Raw genomic sequence first — 20,336 nt, forward strand, 5'->3', positions numbered from 1 at the left:
AACTCCATTTATATGTTTTTATGCGCACTATTATTTGTAGGTCACGTTGAAAGTAACGGTAAAAGCCACCTTTCCCGCTGTTACTTTCCCGTCAGGGGTGTACATTCTGGCAATCATATTAAAAACGCGTTCAGCGCCCTCAGGGAGGGCATAGGTATAAGTATCATTTGGCCCCAGGCTTTTCTGATCCACCGCACTTAGCAGCTGTAACCCTACGTTCTTGGCACCATAAATAAGCTCATCCTGATAAATACTGGGATAGGTACTACTATATGAATTACCGTTAAATGTTATCGTCACCGAGGTCATCCCCGTTGAGCAATGCTCAAAGGCAATGGCAACGGCCGTGGCATCACTACTCGCGCCTGGTTTACCGGTCAGACGTTGAAGGGAAACCGTTCCCAGATCGATAGTACTGGAGGGCTTTACCGACACTTCACATACGGGCTCTTCAATCTTACCGCTGACATTAAAATTAACTACACTATTGGCGTTAAAGGGCCAGGCAGGTCTTGCGAAAATGAATAAAACCCCAATGCTAATAATAAGCAATAAACTTGGTTTTATGGATAGCCGGCCATTCCCCCTCTTCATCGCCGCTATCCTGAGATTATGAATTAAAGCCTTTATCCTGATATTCATCATCGGCAATTCTCTGCATAAAAAACGATATCATCCACTGACTGATCAGATGAAAAATCATAATTGAGATAACACTGGCTATTTTGCGTATCACCCCACTTCACAAATAGCCGGCCTTTTTTGGGTAACCCGGTAATATAGACTTGCCCGGCATCGCCGACAATCGAACTACGACGCTCTTTATCATTCAGATTTTCATCCTCAAGCGTCACCACGGCGCCAAAAGGCACCGCTTTATTTTTGTAGTTGATGGTGACCATGGCCTTATAGCCGATCCAGGTATCATATTTGACTTTAACAATCGCATTTCGCGTCGGGACTACCTTTCTGACAATGTTATCAATTTCCGCACCAGAGACCTGCTGCTCATCAAGAGAGAGATTGTTTTCATGGTAGGGGCGTACAAAAGGCACAACGGCGTATCCAAAAGCATCGGTCGTAATATTCGTCTGCCCCCGAACTGCCACATCGCTGACGCCCGGCGCTTCGACCAGCGCCACGCTCTCGCCCAGATAGCGAGAAAGGGTTACCCCGCCAGAATGGGCAACCATCCCGCCGCGAAGCGAGTAATTGTAGTGCGAGCTATAGCTGTCATACCCGTATCCGGCGGCGACTTCGCCCCGGGAACCCTGATAGTTCAGATTGACGTTTCCAGAGGTACTTTTATCGCTGGCGTTGTAGCCTTCCTGCACGTTCCAGTTCAGAGAACGGTCCGCAAACGCAGAACCGCTCAACCCCAGGCTATGGGTCGTGTCGCCCGTCCGGCTGCTGTTCAGGTTGTAGTTAGCCGATATATCCGCGCCAAAAGGCATGCTCATCGTAAGCGATATCATATTATCGCTGGTCGGAGAGCTATCGCTGTTCTGGCCTGTGCTCTGCACATTTCGGCTGTAGGAGTAGTTAATGAAGTAAGAAATGCGACCCAGGGTATTGCTATAGCTCACCCCCAGCGACTCCATACGTGAATTATCCCAATAAGATTCACTGACCAGCGAGAGGGCGAGAGAACCGAACCCGGAGAAAATCTGGGAGGCCGAAGCGTCAAAACGATCTTTAGTCCGCCCCGTTAATGAACAACACCCGCTATGAGCATTTGCCCGGTCAATGAAATTCTGCAGAGAATAATAGCCATGGGTTGAATACCGATATCCGGCAACGGAGAAGTTGGTACCCGTTAATGGAAAATCTTTACTAAAACGCACGCGATAAGACTGCCCCTCGCTGGCAGTGGTATTATCCGCGGTTGGATTTTCTTTTATATCAGCCCAGGACTGAGAAGCATCCAATGAGAGTGCGCCAACAGATCCCAGATTAAACCCAGCTCCCAACAGCGCATTGCTATATTTATCTTCAAGTTGCTGAAAACCGCCGTACAGCGTAACGTTACTCAATGCACCCCAGGCAAGGGTGGATTGCAGAAAATGGTATTCCTTTCCGCCTGAGCTCGCCGAGCGAGTTTTACCGCTGCTGAAAGCATAGTCTATCTGCCCTTCCCGCTGGAGAATCGCCAGCGAGGCAAAAGGCACCACGAAGCTCTGCTCGCCGCCATCAGACTCTTTCACCGTAACATAGAGATCGCCCGCACTCCCCGTTGGATAAAGATCATTTATTTCGAATGCCCCGGGAGAGACCGTGGTTTTATAGATGCTGTATCCATTCTGATATACCGTTACGTCTGCAGTCGTCCGGGCAATGCCTTTGATCACCGGAGCAAAGCCATTCATGCTGTCCGGTAGCATCTCCCTGTCTGCATTCATCTGCACACCGGTGAAGCTGAGGCTGTCAAAGATGCCAGGATAGGTGTAAGTCTGCCCCAGTATCAGCTGGCCTTTCAGAGCATGGATATCGCGCGAAATATAGCTATAGACGGAGTCCCACTGGTTGCCATCATTATCATGATTAAAGGTGCTGTAATTACGTAAACGCCATGGCCCAACGTTCAACCCAGGCTGCAGACTAAGAAACTGACTGGATGTCGATGCGCCTCCGTGCCGCGGATCGTTTTTTTGCCCCGAAATATTATAGTTAAGCAGCCCGGCGGTAATGCCCTGCTGCCATTGATTCTCGGGGACATAGCCCTGAGGGTGACGCAGCATCGCGACCTGCGGCACGGTAAAATCGACTCGCTGCTGTGAAAGTAAAACCGCCGTTTCCCATCCTGGTATTGCAGGCAGTTTTGCACACTCGGAGCCCTCTATCGTGAGCTCAGGATAATCCTGCGTTTTTATTGACCACTCTTTTAGTTGCGCAACGCTAATACACGGCTCAGCAGGCGAATCACTACCTTCCTTTTGTGGCTTAAAGACGATAGTGTCAGAAGCGATAAACTTGTCGTTAATATAAATATCAAGATTATACTGACCAGGAGGTACGGCTTCGCGAGAAATATAAGATAAATCTACGCTTGTCGCACTAGTTTCATTAACTTCAAGTAAATGTGGGTTAAAATACTCCCCAGCGAAAGACGTTAAGGGGATAGCGCCAAGACTGCAAAGTATGGCGATATAGCTAGTTTTCAATGAGAATGCATCATTCCATCCAGCGCTATTGAATGATGGCCTTATATTTTGGTCCCGACATACCATAATCATTGATCACACTCCATGTGATTTCTTTTTTCCCAGCTGGAGAGGCATTAGCTACCGGTATTCTTATCGTTGAATAGGGTGCAACAAACCACGCCTCGGGTACTGCTTTACCATTAATAAAAATCTCAGAGAAATTCATATAGAGAGGAGAATCATTTTTTACCTTAATGGCTCTGCCATCATTTGACCATTGCAGTTTTTGAGCAAATTCTTCCGGAATAGCATTTTTTAAAGCTGCAGGCCGATAAATGAGTTTAATCCTTGAGTTAATCGCAAATTGCACTATATTTTTATCTGATACGTCATCCGTTGCAGGAATTCCTTTAATATTGAGCCATAACATAGACTCTCGATCTTCCGGCATCGGTTTGCCTGTACGAAGAATGCGTACAAATCCTTTTTCTCCTGCCTTCAAGCGAAAAAGAGGCGGGGTGGTAATAAAGGAGTCTTTCGCGGGTGATGTCTCATCAACGATGGCTAACCATGACTGGACGATATTTGTAACATTATCTTTATTCTGAACAGAGACGGTGGTTGTCTTTTTTGTTCCATCAAAGATAACGCGCGTTCCGCCAACAACTACGCTAGCCTGCGAAACTGAAATAGAGAAAAAAAAACACACTAAACATAATAATCTGTTCATAGCCTTGTCCAAACAGGGAAAGCAAACTGCTTTCCCTTGATATAGTGATTAATTAATAATAGGTTACGTTATAGGTTACGGTCGTCTTCACTGGGCCTTTAGTTGGAGCAGAGGAACCTGACTTAGCCATTTTTACGATAAACGGAATGGTCGCTTCCCCAGAAGAAATATCGACATCAGAACCTTCAGTATTGTTCTTTTGCAATACGCCAGCGCCATCAAAAATAGCAACAGCAACATTGGTTGCTGGTGTTCCTGTAGCCTGGTTTCGAAAATAATCACTATTAAACTTATCTGCTTCACCACCAAAGGTAATTCGGGCTTTGGTCAGAGCACCTTCGCCCGTAGGGCAACCGGCCAGTGTGAAAGAGAAGTTCTTCGCGGCGCTATAGACGTTCGCTGTTAAATCTGCTACCGAGACAGTCCCCATTTCAATAGATGAAGCATTATTATCAATACTGGCGGAACATGTGGTTTCGGCCACCGTCCCCGTGAAGTCGATAGTATTATTCGCATGAGACATTGCCACCAAAGAGCAGCCAGAAGATAAAGCTAAAATCTTAGCTAACGTTTTGAAATTTGCTTTCATTTGTATTCCCCTATTTATTCAGAATAACAATCAATCCATCAATTGTTTATGGCAAGCTATTAGCGAATGAGATTGGATACCAACGTTCTTAACTGCTGGTATATTTCTTAGGGAAATGTATGGCTTGCATTTAACATTAGTTCAAATGCAAGAGCTTTAATTCCACTTGAATCCATTCAATAATAAAAGCTCACGCAAACAAGATAACGGAAACCAGGAGTATTCTCAACAATAGAAGAAAGGCTAATTCAAAGTCATAAATGTCTGTCATTAATAACCATCATATATGCATTAAAAATATGCAAATAAAATCATTGAGTTATAATATCAAAATATTCATTATTAAAATATTCAAACACATACAAATAAATATAGTAAATAAAACAATATTCAAATAGAAACATTTGGTTACAAACTATCGATAAATAATTAAGAATAATCATGGCGGATTAAAGAAAAACCAGACTAGGGTTATCAATAAATAATATTAGAACTAAGACTAATTAAGGATTATTTTCCCTGGCAACAATCAGAGATAGTGATAAATCCCCAATCAAGTTGTTCCATTAATCACCATGCCACCAGGTTCATCCGTAAAAAATAGCTGAAATGAGCGCGGAGTGACTTTTAAAACAGTGCCCAGCGCACCAAAGGCGCGGCCAGCACCATCACGACTCCGGAAAGCATCATCACCAGGCTGGCGACGACGCCCTCCTGTGGGCCAAGCTCATAAGATCGTGCGGTACCAGCGCCATGTGATGCTGCGCCAAACCCCGCTCCTTTCGCCATTCCTGCGCGAATAGAAAGTCGCAGAAACAGTACATCACCTATCGCCATACCGAATACCCCGGTGACAACAACAAACAGAGCGACTAAATCAGGCTGGCCGCCCAGCGGCTTCGCTGCGGCAAGGGCAAAGGGCGTCGTTACCGAGCGCACAGCCAGGCTCCGCTGGATCTCATCAGGCAGCGTCAACCATCTCGCCAGCCAGACCGAACTGGTCACCGCAACAACCGACGCGGTGGTCACCCCGGCGGTGAGTGACATCCAGTGGCGCTTAATAATCGCCAGGTTGTCATATACCGGCACGGCGAAAGCAATCGTTGCCGGGCCCAGCAGCCACAGAAGCCAGTGGGTCTCTCCCAGATAGCTTTTATAGGAGATATGGCCAAATACCAGAATCATCACCAACAGGATCGGGGTTAACACCAGCGGCATCAATGGGAGTTTATGGAAGCGGCGATATAGCCGCTTGTTGGCAAAATAAAGCCCCAGTGTGACCAGAAGGCACAGGACGCTCAGCTGAAAATCACTCATGTTTCATCCTGCTAACTTCATAGCGATACACTTTATCAACCACCCAGGCGGTTGCGCCCAGCACCATCATGGTACTTAAACCAATCACCAGAAAAATACGCCAACCATCAACCATCAGCAGCTGCACATAGTTAACGACCGCCACCACTGCCGGCACGAAAAACAGCAGCATTTCCGCCAGCAGCCAGCGGGCGCCGGCCCGCACCCAGTTTAAAGGAATCACCCGGCAGACAATCAGCGCCAGCATGATCAGCATCCCGACCAGATTCGCCGGAAGCGGCAGGCGTAGCCAGCTAACCAAATATTCAGCGCAGACGAACAGTCCGGCATAGATAAGTACCTGAACGGGTACCAGAAGACGTTGCATGACCATGGGCGTCACGCGAGCTGGCGCGAAGGCCATGAGCGATAGTCCTGAAAAAAAGAAGTCAGGCATGCAGTATAGAGAGCCGCCGACGCGGACAGAAATGAATTAAAATCATCGCAGGTATAGTCTCAGGGAATAATTATGGATATCCGAACGCTGCGCTATTTCGTTGAAGTGGTTCGTCAGCAGAGTTTTACTCGCGCGGCGGAAAAGCTGTTTGTCACACAGCCCACCATCAGCAAGATGCTCAAAAATCTCGAAGATGAACTGAACTGCACGCTGTTGATCCGCGACGGCCGCAAACTGCTGCTTACCGATACCGGGCGCGTGGTTTTTGAACGCGGCCAGGCGATCCTCGGCGAGTTCAGCCAGCTGGAGTCAGAGCTGAGCGATATCAATCACCTGCATAAGGGGGTGCTGCGTCTTGGCATTCCGCCGATGGTCGGGATGCTGATGGCGGAGCCGATCAGCCGTTTCCGCCAGCGCTACCCGGGCGTCGAGCTGAAAATCGCCGAGTTTGGCGGCCTGACGGTTCAGCAGGCGGTCAGCAATGGCGAACTTGATATGGCGATGACCGCCCTGCCCATCGAAGAGGGTAGCAGCCTCACCACCCTGCCGTTATTCAACCACCCGTTGTGCGTCCTGACGCCCAGGACCGCGGCGTGGGAAGGCAAAACGTCGCTCTCGCCGGCGGAGCTGGCGGCGCATCCGCTGGTTATCTACAACGAGGAATTTGCCCTCAGCCAGCAGCTGATGCGCCTGTTTAGCGAGCACGACGTGAAGCCGCGGATCGCTGTGCGCAGCGGTCAGTGGGATTTTCTCGCCGCCATGGTGCAGGCCGGCATTGGCGTGGCGATCCTGCCGGAGCCGATTTGCCAGCGTCTCGACCCGCAGAACTTTTGCTGGATCCCATTGCAAAGCGAGCTGCGCTGGGAGCTGGGGATGATTTGGCGGGAAGGCGTGTATATGTCGCGCAGCGCTGAGGCCTGGCTGGCGTGCAGTAAAGCGTTCTGGCTGGAATAACGCCTGGCGGCGCCAGGCTGGTGCGCATCGGGTGGATACCGCGGAGGTTGTCGGCCCGGTAAGGCGTCAGCTGCCCGCGGGCACACGTGCGTTACGAGAGATCACCCGGCGGCGCTACGCCACCGGGTCTGACGATCACTGATCTTCGATCAACAGCGCTTCCAGCAGGTCGAGGTCGTGCAGCAGCTTCTGCAGCGTCTCGTTACTGATCTGCCGGGTGGCGCGCAGATGGTACAGCTCACCGCGCTCAGAGCGCAGCGCCGCCAGGCGGAAGCGCCGCTCCAGGCTCTCTTCGAGCATCGAGGTTTCCACATCGTTACGACCATCGGCGCGGCGGCGCAGGTTACCGATCACCCGCGAACTGACTTCGGTCAGCAGCTGGTTATCGATATTCTCTTTAGTATCCGCCGCCAGCCGCTCTTCCATCTTCTGGATCGCCACAATCGCCACGTCCGCCGTCGCCGCGCGCGCCAGACGCTCCTCTTTCCGCTGCTGCACATTATCGCTCGATTCAATGTGGCGCAGCAGGATCGGCAGCGCAATCACCCCAACGAACAACGAGAACAGGATCACCCCGGCGGCGAGGAAAATCAGCTCATAGCGCGCCGGAAAGACATTCCCGTCCGGCAGCAACAGCGGAATAGAGAGCACACCGGCGAGGGTAATCGCCCCGCGCACCCCGGCAACGGAGGAGATCAGCAGCTCGCGCGTGGTCCAGGAGCCAAACTCCATCGGTTTCTTCTTAAGGAAGCGCTGGCTAAGCTTACGCATCGACCACAGCCAGCCAAAACGCACCAGCATCAGCGCGGCATAGATCAGGATGATGTCGGTAAACAGCATCCAGGTCTCGACATTGGGGTCGGCTTCCGCCGCCACCAGCGAGCTGGAGAGGATATCCGGCAGCTGCAGGCCCAACAGCAGAAACACCATGCCGTTAAAGACAAACTCCAGCATCGCCCAGGTGCTGTTGGCGCGCAGGCGCATCGCCAGCGGCGCGGTACGCATCACGCCGGAACGGGTGATGGTCATCCCTGCCGCCACCGCCGCCAGAATGCCGGAGACGCCGATATGTTCGGCAATCAGATAGGAGGCAAACGGCAGCAGGAACAGCAGGACGATCTGCGTGGCGGGCTCGTCACCGCCCCAGCGGCTGAGGAAGCGCATCGAGCGGCCATACGACCAGCTCACCACAAACCCGGCCAGCACGCCGCCAATCGCCACTTTCAGAAACTCGACGGTGGCGCCGCCGACGGTAAAGACCATGGTGCCCATCGCCACCGCGACGGCAAACTTGAGCGAGACCAGGCCGGAGGCGTCGTTCATCAGCGCCTCACCCTGCAAAATACCCATGATTTTTTTCGGTATCCGCCCTTCCCCGACGATACCCGAGAGCGCCACGGCATCGGTCGGCGACAGCACGGCCGCCAGCGCGAACGCCGGGATCAGCGGAATGCCCGGCACAATCCAGTAGATCAGAAAGCCGATGCCGACCACCGTTACGACCACCAGCGCCAGCGCCAGGCCGAGGATCTCGCGCCCGTGCTCAATGAATTCGCGAGTTGGCGTTTTCCAGCCGTCGGCGAACAACAGCGGCGGGATAAACAGGACCAGAAACAGCTCTGGATCAAATTCAACATGCAAACCAAAGGTCGGCCACGCCAGAAGCGCGCCAATGGCGATTTGCATCAGTGGGAGTGGAACCTGAAAGGGCAGTACGCGCGTCACTACCCCGGAGAGTGAGACCACAAGGGTCATGATGAGGATGGTAAAGAATATTTCCATGTGTTCCCTGTTTGCTGCGTTTTCTTTTATACCTGTGAGGCGTCTTGCCTTTGAATCATACGCTACCCAGATTAACGCAAATGGAAACAGGATGTGGCTTAAAAATAAAACGGGCGGCCTGAGCCGCCCGTGAGGAGCACAAAGGGTTTAAATCGCCCACCCGCCGGCGTAGAACACCACCAGCGCCACAGCGATAATCACCGTGCCGAGGTTCAGCTTGCGCCACTCGCCGGAGACCAGACGGCCGATCACCAGGGTCGCGAAACCGATCATGATGCCGGTCACGATGTTGCAGGTCAGCACGATAAACACCGCGGTGATCAGGCCAGCCATCGCGTCAACGAAGTCATTGAAATCGATCTTCGCCACGTTGCTCAGCATCAGCAGGCCGACGTACATCAGCGCCGGCGCGGTCGCGTAGGCCGGCACCAGATAAGAGAGCGGAGAGAGGAACAGGATCAGCAGGAACAGGACCCCTACCGTCACCGCGGTCAGGCCGGTTTTACCGCCGGCTGCTGTACCCGCCGCCGATTCGATATACACCGCCGCCGGCGCCGCCCCGACTAAGCCAGAGAAGACGCTGCTCAGGGAGTCGGTGGTCAGCGCTTTACCGCCGTTGATGATCTGTCCGTCTTTGTCCAGCAGGTTCGCCTGACCGGCCACCGCGCGGATGGTGCCGGTGGCGTCAAAGACCGCCGTCATCACCAGGGCCAGTACGCTGGGCAGCACGACCGGATTTAGCGCGCCGACGATATCCAGACTACCAATCAGCGAGTTGCCCTGGTCATCGCTCAGGGATGGCATGGCGAAAATCCCGGAGAAATGGACGTTAGGATCGAAAATCAGGCCGACAATCGACACGCCGATAATGGTCAGCAGAATACCGCCCGGTACCTTCATTTTTTCCAGACCGATGATCACCGCGAGGCCAATCAGCGACATCACCACCGGGAAGCTGTCAAAGTTCCCCAACGCCACCGGCAGACCGTCCAGCGGGTTTTTGATCACCAGGCCAACGCCATTGGCGGCAATCAGCAGCAGGAACAGACCGATCCCGATCCCGGTACCGTGGGCCACGCCCTGCGGCAGGTTGCGCAAGATCCAGCTACGGATGCCGGTTGCCGAGATCACCGTAAACAGGACGCCCATCAGGAATACCGCGCCGAGCGCCACCGGAATACTGATGTGTTGCCCCAGCACCAGGCTGAAGGCGGTGAAAGCGGTCAACGAGATAGCGCAGCCGATGGCCATCGGCAGGTTTGCCCATAATCCCATCGCCAGCGAGCCAACGCCCGCCACCAGACAGGTAGAAACAAACACCGCGGCCGGTGGGAAGCCCGCTTTTCCGAGCATGCCCGGCACCACGATGACGGAGTACACCATTGCCAGAAAGGTAGTAAGACCTGCAACAATCTCCTGACGCACGGTGCTACCGCGCGCCGAAATTTTAAACCAGGCGTCTAATGAACCGCCGGTACGCGCTGAAGGCGTAGACATAGAAAACTTCCCCTGAAAATTTTTATTGTTCGTTGATATGCGTGGTGGACCTTCCACTGCCAGTTAAACGCGATCTCCTTGTACCGAATCGCAGCGCCAGGGGGGCCGCAAAAAAGCAAACGTTTAACTCCGCGCATACACTACGGTGTGTCAACCTTATCAACTCCCCCCGGCTAGCAGAAAAAAGAGGGAGTAAAACAGAAAGGCAAACGATTATCCGGCCTTTAGATAACCCTTTTCAACCGATGTTTATCGTATTTCGCTAAATTTCGCTTATGACGAACAGAAAATAACCAGCCGATGCGCAAACGTTATCGTCCATGCGCAATCCGCTAACAATTTTTTAGTGAGTTGCTTTCATTTAGCCGCGTCATCGGATCCGCTGATACTTCAGGCGCCGGGTAAGGTGAAGGGGCCGCCGCGCTCGATAGCCCGCTGCCAGGCCGGGCGCTGCTCCACCCGCTGTCGCCAGGCCTCAATATGGCGAAGATCATGCATGCCGCCGCGGGCCAGCAGCGCCATTACCGGGAAGCTCATCTGGATATCGGCCATGCTCAGCCGATCGCCGGCAAACCATGGCCGCGTGGCAAGATGGTCGTCAATGAACCGCGCATGGGTGGCCAGCTGAGGATCGAGCCACGCTTTCTGGATACCTTTGCCCAGCAGCGAGCCCAGCGAGCGGACGCCAAAGGGCACCGGGGGTTTGCCGAGGCTGGCAAACACCAACTTCATTAACAGCAGCGGCATCAGCGAGCCTTCGGCATAGTGCAGCCAGAAGCGGTACTGCAGTTTGTCATCCGCGCCCTGTGGCTTCAGCAGCCCATCGCTGTCCCAGCTCTCCTGCAAATACTCAAGGATCGCTCCGGACTCCGCCAGCACATTGCCGTTGTCTTCCAGCACTGGCGATTTACCCAGCGGGTGGATTTTCTTCAATGCCGCTGGCGCCAGCATCGACTTTTCCCGCTGATAGCGGACTATCTGATAAGGCAGCTGTAGCTCCTCCAGCGCCCACAGTACGCGTTGCGATCGTGACTGATTAAGATGATGTACCGTCAGCATGGGCCTCTCCCGTGGTTTGTTCAAATTAACTATAGGAACAGGCGCTGATTGCCGGGAAAATTTCGGCAAAATAGTGAGGAAAAAACGGCGGCAGATGCCATAGTTAAAGTGTCGACGCAAACCGGAACCTCCATCAACAGATTGCGCAATACTGAGGGACGTCGACGTCGGGGGAAACCCTCTCGTGAACCAACGAGATAATGCGAAAGACCAAGACCGGAAAACAACTAAAGCGCCCAGTTGTGGCGCTTTAGTTTTATCACTCCTCCTCCAGCAGCCGGGCGCCGGTCCCCTCTTCCCCCAGTTTATCGCCCGGGTTGCGTAGCGGGCAGTCGCGCCGCGATAAACAGCCGCAGCCGATGCAGCCGTCGAGCTGGTCGCGCAGCGCCGTCAGGGTGTGGATACGCCGGTCCAGCTCCTCGCGCCACTGTGATGACAGCATTTTCCACTCTTTTGCGCTGAGATTGTGCCCTTCCGGCAGCACGCCAAACGCGTCGCCGATGGTGGCCAGCGGGATGCCGATACGTTGCGCAATTTTGATAATCGCCACCGCGCGCAGGACATCGCGCCGGTAGCGCCGCTGATTGCCGGCATTCCGCTGGCTGTGGATCAGCCCTTTACTCTCATAAAAATGGAGGGCCGAGACCGCCACGCCGGTTCGTTTTGCCACTTCCCCGGGCGTCAGCAGCATTTTGATGCGGGGTGATTTCTTTTCCATAAAGCGCTTTACCTCAAGTTAACTTGAGGAATTATACTCGCCCGCAGACAAAACGACGAATCGAGAATTGAGAGAGGCCGCTTTATGTCCCATCAGGATATTATTCAAACACTGATTGAATGGATTGATGAACATATCGATCAACCACTTAACATTGATGTAGTCGCTAGAAAGTCAGGATACTCGAAGTGGTACCTGCAGCGGATGTTCCGCACCGTGATGCATCAGACGCTGGGGGATTATATTCGTCAGCGCCGTCTGCTGCTGGCGGCGGAGGCGTTGCGAACCACCCAGCGGCCGATCTTTGATATCGCCATGGATCTGGGCTACGTCTCGCAGCAAACCTTCTCGCGGGTTTTCCGCCGGGAGTTCGACCGCACCCCCAGCGACTACCGCCATCAGATCTCCGCGTGACGCGACGGCTGAGGCACGTTCACGGGCGCGGGCGCATTGGCTAACCACTGCATAAACTCCCGCGCCGGCATCGCTTTCGCAAACAGCCAGCCCTGGCAATACTGCACGCCGCGCTTGTAGAGCCAGCTTACCTGCTCAGGCGTCTCCACGCCTTCCGCGATAGTCTTTAGACGCAACCCGCGCGCCATCTCGATGATGTGTTCGGCAATCAGGTGGCTGGTGTTGTTGGTGGTCAGCGTATCAACGAAGGTTTTATCGATTTTAAGGATATCGACGTTCAGGGCGTGCAGATTATGCAGATTCGAATAGCCGGTGCCGAAATCATCGATGGCAATTTCATAGCCCGCTTCGCGGAACGCCTGAATCACCGGCGTGGTCTTCGGTACGTCGATAAACCCCCGCTCGGTTACTTCGATTTTGATCTGCCCGATACAGACCGCATAGCTGCGCGCTTTCTCACTGATCTGTGAAATCAGCCGCGCCGAGTGGAAATCCGACGCAGAGAGATTGATCGCCACGTACAGCTGCGGATGGCTGGCAAGAAACTCTCCCATTTCGTAAAACAGCTCATCCACCACGTAGTCCGTCACCTGGGCAATCATGCCTTCATTTTCCGCCAGCGGAATAAACTCCGCCGGGTTCATCACCGGACCGTCAAACCCTGGCCAGCGCAGCAGCGCTTCCGCCCCGACGCAGCGGTTATTTTTAATATCGATAATCGGCTGGTAGTGCAGGCGCAGCTGGCGGCAGCTCAGAGCCCGCTGCAGCATATTGCGCGGCGAGTGATACTGCCGGCGGGTGCGCGACCACACCAGCACCAGTAAAATACTGCAGATGATCCCCAGCGGCAGCGTCAGGCTGGCCTGGTCACAAAAGTTATGATAATAGCTGGCCCGCGAGGTGGACATAATGACGGCGATCGGCCGGATAGCGGAGCGGGCTATCGTATACACCCGGCCATTCTGATCAAAAAAGGTATCGCCTTCGCGAATTAACGCATGGAGCTCCGCGGGCTCGACATTGTTACTCACCGAGAAAAAGAGGTTGGTTTTGGTATCGAACACGCCATAGGCTAAATCGCGATCGCTGGCGATTACCGAGCTGTACGAGAAGGGATTGACCACCACCACATAGGGCCCCTTCTGCATATAATTCATGGCAAAGCCGGGATAAAACGGCGTGTCCCGGTAATAGTAAATCGCGACATCCGGCTTTTTGGTGTAATTGGCCGCCGGCATCCGCCAGCCGGTTTGCTGATGAACGGACGTTGAACAGATAAAGCGCTGGCCGTTAGCGTAGATCAGATCTTCTACATACAGCAGGCCGCGAACGATATGCAATAAATAACGCTGATGGTCCGCTGAGCACAGCTCCCCGCGATACTGGCTGGCTTTCGCCCGGGCCTGATCCGCTTCGCGGATGACCATTTCCGTTTTTTGCAGCGCCAGCTGCGAAAATGAGTGTAATTGATCAATGGTTTCGGCTTTCGCCCGCAGTTGGGCAAACCACAATGCCAGTACCACTGGCAATAAAATAACCAAACCCGTTCCGATGAGCCTTAGCGCCTTATGCGGCGTACTGTCACCCATTTACGCTTACATCCATGCGATATGCCTTAATTAAGGTAGCCCAAACACGTTAGCAATCGCGACTGCGATAGACATCAGCCGATTTCCGCCAGCCCTCACGGGCGTCAGCTTTACCACTGACAGGGAAGAATAATACTTATTTATCAGGTATTCGGAAGATATTCCGCCAAGATTAAGAATAGACGCGCTTCTGACTCGGTTTCTCCGTGTATTAAACAAGAACAAGTAATAAAACCCGCAGAATAATAATCATTAGCAAGAGAATGAAAATAAGATCATCGGAGGTTACTCACTAATATCCACATAAATAGCATTGTTATTAAGCGCAGCGAAAGCTCATTTTTTGACTGGTGAATAAAGCGCCAAGTGTGATATAGTTCACACAAGTTGATGAAACAGAAATGGCGTTTCATCACTCTCTAGTAGGCCAGTTGAGACCAGAGCGCTATGCCATCGTCAGTCGCGCCAGGTCGTCCATGGCTCTCCGACTTTCTTTGAGGACAGGTTAATGGCTTCCATTACTACCAGTGTTGTGTTGTTGCGCTGGCCCCTGGTGAGCGCGGTACTGATGTTTCTTGCCAGTTCACTGAATATCCAACTTCGCAAAAGCGATTATGCCGGTCTGGCGGTGATCTGCAGCTGCCTCGGCCTTGCCGCCGCCTGCTGGTTCGCCACCGGTTTGCTCGGCATCACCCTGCTCGATATTGCCAAAATCTGGGGCAATATCAAAGATGTGATGATTGAAGTCATGAGTCAGACACCGCCAGAATGGCCAATGATGATGACCTGAGGTTAAAAAGCTTCCCACCGGGAAGCTTTTTCGTTTTCTGCAGCCCTTATTTCCCCAGTCTCGCCATCATCTCCGGACGCATAAATTTATGGATCACCACCATAAAGAGCAGCGATGGCGCCAGCAAAATCAGCGCGGTATTCGACAAGACCTGATAGTTACCCGACATGCTGGCGTTATTGAGCAGCAGCGGTAGCGTAGTGACATCCGGCGCCCCGACGAAAAAGGTGCCGGTAAACTCATCCAGCGACTCCAGAAAAACAAAGATGCTGGCGGCAACGATCCCCGGGGTGGATGATGTCTGCTCTGATAACGCCGCCGGCCAACTCCATGCCTATTATGAAGCGCATATGAACAGCTGGGACGCGCTGGCAGGCATGCTGTTGATTGAGGAGGCGGGCGGAACGTGCAATGCGTTTCTCGCCAATGAGGGGCTGCGGCGAGGTAACCGCGTGCTGGCCGGCTGCGCAGGCGTCCAGCCACGACTGGCCGCCCTGCTGGAGAAATGACGCTACACCGCCCCCGGCGTGGCCTGACTACCGCCAGGTTTCGCTGCGGGGAATATTATTCGGGCAGCGCTTAATCGCGCAAAAGGACTGGTAAAAACAGGAGTCAGACCGCTCGCCGCCGGCATGGTATGGGCACGATGGCCGCTCGCGTAATATTTCCCACTGCGCCTCGTCGTACACCGCAATATTGTAGATTTTTAATGAATGATACTGGTCATTAATTAAAACTCTTGAGGAATAGAGCTTCATTGTCTCGCCGGGCAGCAGGATCACATCGGCCTCGTACCACATAATAAATTTTAAGAAACGCAGGCTGGATATCGCCGAAAAGGCGATGCCGGATTGCGGGCAGATCAGAGTATTAAGAATAGTCCATTTCATATTCCTTCCTTATATAAATGCTTCAAATTGTTACCGTATATAGTGATAGCATTCATTAATATAAACTGCAAGCATCCCTGACAATTATTTGGACTTAAGACAATTCCTAACAACATACTCCATTATTAGTAACGTTTACTTTTCGTCGAGAGATTAATGATTAGGCGCTATAAAAATAGAAACAAATCAACCTAAGAAAAGAAAATACAATAAAAAATAAGATTAAATAAAAATAATTGACAATATGTATTAGTCCCTTTGGATGAGTCTTCATCCATTCGTATCAGACGATGTGGCGCTGAGCGTCGCCAAAGCTTCCGCCGGCAGGGGCAGCAGCGCAATCAACGCCCGTGCGGCGGCTGACTGGCTTTTATGCGGCGGGTAAACGACCGAGAAAGGCCGTGAGCGTCCGGCGAATGCTGGAAGCACAGGGACCAGCTCCCCACGCGCCACCGCCTCCTGCACAATAAACGCATAGCTCTGGCAGATCCCCGCCCCTGCGAGGGCCAACGAGACTACCCCGAGCACATCATCAGAAACATGCAGGGAGGAAGGCGGTAGCCAGTTAATATCCTGGTCATTTTCACGAAATACCCATTCCGCAACTTTTCCCGTCGCCGGCAAAATAAATGTCAGGCATGAATGATGGCGCAAATCGGCTATTTTATTGAGCGGTTGCGTCGTAGAGCATAAATAAGCCGGCGAGGCCACCAGACATAGCCCGGCATCCTCCAGTTTTTTTGCCACCAGACCACTGTCGGGTAAATGTCCCTGGCGCACCACCAGGTCGAAACCTTCGGCGATAATATCGACATTACGGTTGGTCATATTCAGCTCAATCTGTACGTCGGGATGTAATTGACGGAACAGCGCCAGGCGCGGCGGCAGACGGTAGTGTCCCCAGGTGGTGGGTACGCTCAGCTTTACGCGTCCGGACAGCGACCCTTCTTGCCCCTGCGCCTCCCGTTCGGCATTATCCAGCACCTCAAATGCCTGGCGGACCTGAATCAGGTAAGCATTTCCGGCCTCAGTCAGGCTGATCCGCCGGGTGGAACGGCGCAGCAGCTGACATCCCAGGCGCGTCTCAAGACGGGTGACGGCCCGGCTGAGCACCGACGGCGTTGACGATAGCGCCACCGCGCCGGCGGTAAATGACCCGCGCTCGGCCACAGCCAGAAACACTTCCACATCCGAAAGATAATCAAACCGCCGGGCCATTTGGTTCTCCAGAGAACAAATGATTGTCATTCCCGGCATCTTATCTTCGCCAGGGGAATTAATAAAATCCTTTACCAGAGCTAACCAACCCTCTCTCGTTTTTCTGCTTCCTGGAGACCATAATGCATCGTTTTTCACTTGTTATTCTCGGCCTACTGTCCCTGGGACAGAACGCGCTGGCGGCAGGAGCCGACGACCCCGCCCATTTAGCGCTCTGGCGCAGTTATGCCGGAGTAACCTGGGAGCAGCGCGTCGATGCGCGCTCCGTCGATGCCCCCATCGCGGGCTTGCATTTTGACGCCGCTGGCCGGGCGTTTGTCAGTACCCCACGCCTGATCTCGCCCCAGGCGCCCGCTACGCTCAGCCTGCTCGATACCGCGTCGCTGAGCGGCCCCGCACGCCTTACCGCCTTTCCATCCACCGAGGCGAACAGCATCAGCGCCGATCCCCGCACGCACCTGCGCAATGTGCTGGGCTTTTATGTCGACCACCGCAACGGCTGGCTGTGGGCATTAGATCAGGGCTTTGTCGCCGGCGAAAAGACGGCGCCGCCGGAGGCGCAAAAGATCATGATTTATGCGCTCAGCGACGGCAAACTGGTGCAGCGTATTCCGCTCGACAGCGTTGCCGATCGTGAAGGGAGCTTTCTTAACGATATTGTGGTCGATGAAGCGCGCCGGGTGGCCTATATCGCCGACAGCGGCCTGCGCAGCGCGCCGGATAACCAGGCCGGACTGATCGTTGTGGATGCTCAGCGTGGGACGGTTCGCCGGGTACTGAATAAGCACCCGGCGCTGATGCCGGTTGCCGGCCTGCAGGTGACGTCCCATGGGGAAACCGTCTGGCCGGGCAATCCCATTATTCTGGGCATCAACGGTATCGCGCTGTCACCGGACCAGGAAACCCTCTACTGGACGGTCACCACCGGCACCACGGCGCGGACCATCGCCACCGCCGCGCTGCGCGATCCCGCCATGAGCGAACGACAACTCGCCGCCGCCATCCGTACAGCGGGTGAGGTCGGCGGGAATAGCGATGGCATCGTGGTCGATAAGCATGGCGCGCTCTATATCACCGATGTGACCCATAACGGTATTGTCCGGTATCGCCCGCAGAGCGGACAGTTCACCCTGCTGGCCGCTGACGAGCGCGTATACTGGCCCGATACGCCGACTATCGGCCCGGACGGCGCGGTAATGTTCACCGCCAGCCATTTAAACCAGCACTTTGCTCAGGCGGTAAAACCGGGCGAAGAGAAATATACCATCTGGAAAGTGGTGCAGCCCTGATCCACACAGCAGGCAGGCCCAACGGGCCTGCCTGGGGTTTATTCAACCGCAATAATATCTGCCGATAATTAACGCAAACGGAAGCCTTATGACTGGCCCTGAAATATCATCAGATCTTCCTTCTTCGCTATTCTCTTTTCCCTTCCTGCATAGCCAAATAATAATAATCTGCCGAACGATACTCGGCGGCATGTTCAGGTTTATCAGCGTTATTTTCCTATTATTGAATCCGGCTAACGGCAGCCGTTCTGCTAAAATAAACACATCCCCCTGCGGAGTGTTCCTCCATGAACGCCAACTTGCTATCACGCCTGTTTATCGCCTGGCTCACCTGCCTCGCGACGCTGTTATTCGCCCCTATCCTGCTTGCGGCGGAGGCGGAAAAAGCGCCGCCGGTGGCAACCGAAGACAACACGCTGTCAATCCATATCGACGACATGCTGCAGCCGTGGAAAGGCGATCTGCCTGGCATGCTTGATCGGCGCACCATCCGGGTATTAACCACCTACAGCAAGACCTTCTTTTTTATTGATAAGGGAACCCAACGCGGAGCGACGCACGACATTTTCATGGCGCTGGAAAAAGATCTGAATAAACAGCTGGCCAGGGATAAAAAGCTGAAACAGCGCCACCTGAAGCTGCATATCGTTTTCGTGCCGGTCAGCCGGGATAATCTCTTCACCGCGCTCAATGAAGGTAAAGGGGATATCGTCGCCGCCAACCTGACCATCACTTCGTCGCGGGAAGCCCAGGCCGCTTTCGCTCAGCCGCTCTACAGCGGCGTCAAAGAGTTGCTGATCTCCGGCCCGGCGTCGCCAAAGGTCGACAGCCTGGAGCAGCTCTCCGGTCAAACGGTCTTTGTTCGCCGCTCCTCCAGCTATTACGACAGTCTGCAAGCGCTGAACGCCCGATTTGCCAGTGAGTCAAGACCGCCGGTTACCCTGGAAGCGGCGCCGGAAGCGCTGGAGGATGAAGATCTGCTGGAAATGCTCAACGCCGGGCTGGTGCCGTTGATCGTCGTCGATCAGCATAAAGCTGTTTTCTGGAAACAGGTGTTTCCGAAAATCCAGGTCCATGACAACGTGGTGCTGCGCGACGGCGGCAACATTGCGTGGGCGGTACGCCAGGACAGTCCACAGCTGCTGGCGCTGCTGAACAACTTCGTGAAAAAGAATCGTCAGGGCACCACGCTGGGCAATACTCTCCTGCTGCGTTACCTGAAAAACGCTAAATATGTCAAAAATGCCGCAGCGAGTCAGGAACGGCGCAAGTTCCTCGCCATGGTGGACGTCTTCCGTAAATATGGCGATCGCTACGATGTCGACTGGCTGCTGATGGCGGCCCAGGGATACCAGGAGTCGCGGCTGAACCAGTCGGTTCGAAGCCACGTCGGCGCCGTCGGGGTGATGCAGGTGATGCCCAGCACCGGAAGAGAGCTGAAGGTGGGCGATATTAAACAGCTGGATCCCAACATTCATGCTGGCGTGAAATATATGCGCTGGATGATAGATCGATACTATGCTGATGAGCCCATGACCCGGCTGGATAAAGCGCTATTTACCTTTGCTTCCTACAACGCCGGTCCAGCGCGTATCGCCCGCCTGCGCACCATGACCAAACAGCGCGGGTTTGATCCAAACGTCTGGTTCGGTAATGTCGAAAATCTGGCGGCAGAAAAAATCGGCGCGGAAACGGTGACCTACGTCAGCAATATCTATAAGTATTACATCGCCTATCGGCTGATCGTCGATGACATGGCCCGCAAACAAAAAGCGACGGCCGCGCCGCGGCAGAGGCCAGCGACACAGCCCGCCGCACCGCAGCCAGGCGTGGCGACGCCCGCAACCGCTCAGGTGCCCGCGGCCTGAAGCGCTCGCGATCCGCGATCAGTGGTCAGTGGTCAAAACGACTCCTGAGGCGG

General features: G+C 53.7%; 18 protein-coding genes and 2 pseudogenes. 6 read left to right on the top strand and 14 right to left on the bottom strand.

Annotated elements, in window-relative coordinates; translation table 11 throughout:
- Window positions 1-30 precede the first annotated feature (30 nt).
- The 6 genes from ABLU95_RS07730 to ABLU95_RS07755 form a co-directional block, all read right to left on the bottom strand.
- The gene (locus ABLU95_RS07730) at window positions 31-645 is read right to left on the bottom strand and encodes a fimbrial protein (protein WP_087848887.1); all 615 of its coding nucleotides are present in this window, start codon (window positions 643-645) and stop codon (window positions 31-33) included.
- Complete coding sequence (locus tag ABLU95_RS07735) at window positions 642-3,233, bottom strand: fimbria/pilus outer membrane usher protein (RefSeq protein ID WP_348879182.1); 2,592 nt, start codon at window positions 3,231-3,233, stop codon at window positions 642-644. The genes ABLU95_RS07730 and ABLU95_RS07735 overlap by 4 nt, the downstream gene beginning before the upstream one ends.
- Window positions 3,187-3,873 (bottom strand): fimbrial assembly chaperone, encoded by a 687-nt coding sequence (locus ABLU95_RS07740; protein ID WP_048322709.1) that lies wholly within the window; start codon window positions 3,871-3,873, stop codon window positions 3,187-3,189. The genes ABLU95_RS07735 and ABLU95_RS07740 overlap by 47 nt, the downstream gene beginning before the upstream one ends.
- Window positions 3,874-3,925: 52 nt before the next feature.
- Window positions 3,926-4,462, bottom strand: a complete 537-nt coding sequence (locus ABLU95_RS07745; protein WP_017900102.1) for a fimbrial protein — start codon at window positions 4,460-4,462, stop codon at window positions 3,926-3,928.
- A 627-nt stretch (window positions 4,463-5,089) separates the two neighbouring features.
- Complete coding sequence (locus tag ABLU95_RS07750; protein ID WP_080901797.1) at window positions 5,090-5,779, bottom strand: LrgB family protein; 690 nt, start codon at window positions 5,777-5,779, stop codon at window positions 5,090-5,092.
- Window positions 5,772-6,182 (bottom strand): CidA/LrgA family protein, encoded by a 411-nt coding sequence (locus tag ABLU95_RS07755; protein ID WP_017900104.1) that lies wholly within the window; start codon window positions 6,180-6,182, stop codon window positions 5,772-5,774. The genes ABLU95_RS07750 and ABLU95_RS07755 overlap by 8 nt, the downstream gene beginning before the upstream one ends.
- Before the next feature lie 105 nt (window positions 6,183-6,287).
- Between ABLU95_RS07755 and ABLU95_RS07760 the strand changes: the two genes are divergently transcribed.
- A complete protein-coding gene (locus ABLU95_RS07760) occupies window positions 6,288-7,169 on the top strand; it encodes a LysR family transcriptional regulator (protein ID WP_017900105.1) in 882 nt (293 codons plus the stop codon).
- A 135-nt stretch (window positions 7,170-7,304) separates the two neighbouring features.
- On the opposite strand, the gene ABLU95_RS07765 is transcribed toward ABLU95_RS07760, so the two are convergent.
- From ABLU95_RS07765 to soxR, 4 genes are all read right to left on the bottom strand, one after another.
- Window positions 7,305-8,951 carry a Na+/H+ antiporter gene (locus ABLU95_RS07765; RefSeq protein ID WP_004206334.1) on the bottom strand — a complete coding sequence of 549 codons (1,647 nt, stop codon included), beginning with the start codon at window positions 8,949-8,951 and terminating at the stop codon, window positions 7,305-7,307.
- 147 nt (window positions 8,952-9,098) lie between these two features.
- Entirely contained in the window at window positions 9,099-10,448 is a 1,350-nt protein-coding gene (locus ABLU95_RS07770; RefSeq protein WP_004206333.1) for an NCS2 family permease, read from the bottom strand.
- 390 nt (window positions 10,449-10,838) lie between these two features.
- Window positions 10,839-11,507 carry a glutathione S-transferase gene (locus ABLU95_RS07775; RefSeq protein WP_080901798.1) on the bottom strand — a complete coding sequence of 223 codons (669 nt, stop codon included), beginning with the start codon at window positions 11,505-11,507 and terminating at the stop codon, window positions 10,839-10,841.
- Window positions 11,508-11,766: 259 nt separating this feature from the next.
- On the bottom strand, window positions 11,767-12,225 hold the full coding sequence (gene soxR / locus ABLU95_RS07780; protein WP_004206331.1) for a redox-sensitive transcriptional activator SoxR: 459 nt from the start codon (window positions 12,223-12,225) through the stop codon (window positions 11,767-11,769).
- Between the two features lie 84 nt (window positions 12,226-12,309).
- Between soxR and soxS the strand changes: the two genes are divergently transcribed.
- Window positions 12,310-12,639, top strand: a complete 330-nt coding sequence (soxS, locus tag ABLU95_RS07785) for a superoxide response transcriptional regulator SoxS (protein ID WP_023291646.1) — start codon at window positions 12,310-12,312, stop codon at window positions 12,637-12,639.
- On the opposite strand, the gene ABLU95_RS07790 is transcribed toward soxS, so the two are convergent.
- Complete coding sequence (locus ABLU95_RS07790; RefSeq protein ID WP_348879184.1) at window positions 12,624-14,228, bottom strand: EAL domain-containing protein; 1,605 nt, start codon at window positions 14,226-14,228, stop codon at window positions 12,624-12,626. The two genes, soxS and ABLU95_RS07790, sit on opposite strands and share 16 nt — an antisense overlap.
- A 508-nt stretch (window positions 14,229-14,736) precedes the next feature.
- Between ABLU95_RS07790 and ABLU95_RS07795 the strand changes: the two genes are divergently transcribed.
- On the top strand, window positions 14,737-15,018 hold the full coding sequence (locus ABLU95_RS07795; protein ID WP_002885064.1) for a YjcB family protein: 282 nt from the start codon (window positions 14,737-14,739) through the stop codon (window positions 15,016-15,018).
- 46 nt (window positions 15,019-15,064) lie between these two features.
- Here ABLU95_RS07795 and ABLU95_RS07800 read toward each other — a convergent pair.
- Window positions 15,065-15,307: pseudogene (locus ABLU95_RS07800) on the bottom strand (ABC transporter permease); the annotation flags it as partial.
- Window positions 15,308-15,332: 25 nt separating this feature from the next.
- Between ABLU95_RS07800 and ABLU95_RS07805 the strand changes: the two are divergent.
- Window positions 15,333-15,527 (top strand): annotated as a pseudogene (locus ABLU95_RS07805) (inositol monophosphatase family protein); the annotation flags it as partial.
- A gap of 27 nt (window positions 15,528-15,554) precedes the next feature.
- Here ABLU95_RS07805 and iraM read toward each other — a convergent pair.
- Both iraM and ABLU95_RS07815 read right to left on the bottom strand, forming a co-directional pair.
- Window positions 15,555-15,908: an anti-adapter protein IraM gene (iraM, locus tag ABLU95_RS07810; RefSeq protein WP_023291644.1), complete on the bottom strand. Its 354-nt coding sequence runs from the start codon at window positions 15,906-15,908 to the stop codon at window positions 15,555-15,557.
- A 270-nt stretch (window positions 15,909-16,178) separates the two neighbouring features.
- A complete protein-coding gene (locus ABLU95_RS07815) occupies window positions 16,179-17,126 on the bottom strand; it encodes a LysR family transcriptional regulator (RefSeq protein WP_348879202.1) in 948 nt (315 codons plus the stop codon).
- A 122-nt stretch (window positions 17,127-17,248) separates the two neighbouring features.
- Here ABLU95_RS07815 and ABLU95_RS07820 point away from each other — a divergent pair, with 122 nt between their 5' ends.
- Both ABLU95_RS07820 and ABLU95_RS07825 read left to right on the top strand, forming a co-directional pair.
- Window positions 17,249-18,415 carry an L-dopachrome tautomerase-related protein gene (locus ABLU95_RS07820; protein WP_032454566.1) on the top strand — a complete coding sequence of 389 codons (1,167 nt, stop codon included), beginning with the start codon at window positions 17,249-17,251 and terminating at the stop codon, window positions 18,413-18,415.
- Between the two features lie 287 nt (window positions 18,416-18,702).
- On the top strand, window positions 18,703-20,283 hold the full coding sequence (locus ABLU95_RS07825) for a lytic transglycosylase F (protein ID WP_080901801.1): 1,581 nt from the start codon (window positions 18,703-18,705) through the stop codon (window positions 20,281-20,283).
- The last annotated feature ends 53 nt before the right edge of the window (window positions 20,284-20,336 follow it).

This window comes from Klebsiella sp. GG_Kp146 (assembly GCF_040061975.1).
GTDB lineage: Bacteria > Pseudomonadota > Gammaproteobacteria > Enterobacterales > Enterobacteriaceae > Klebsiella > Klebsiella quasipneumoniae.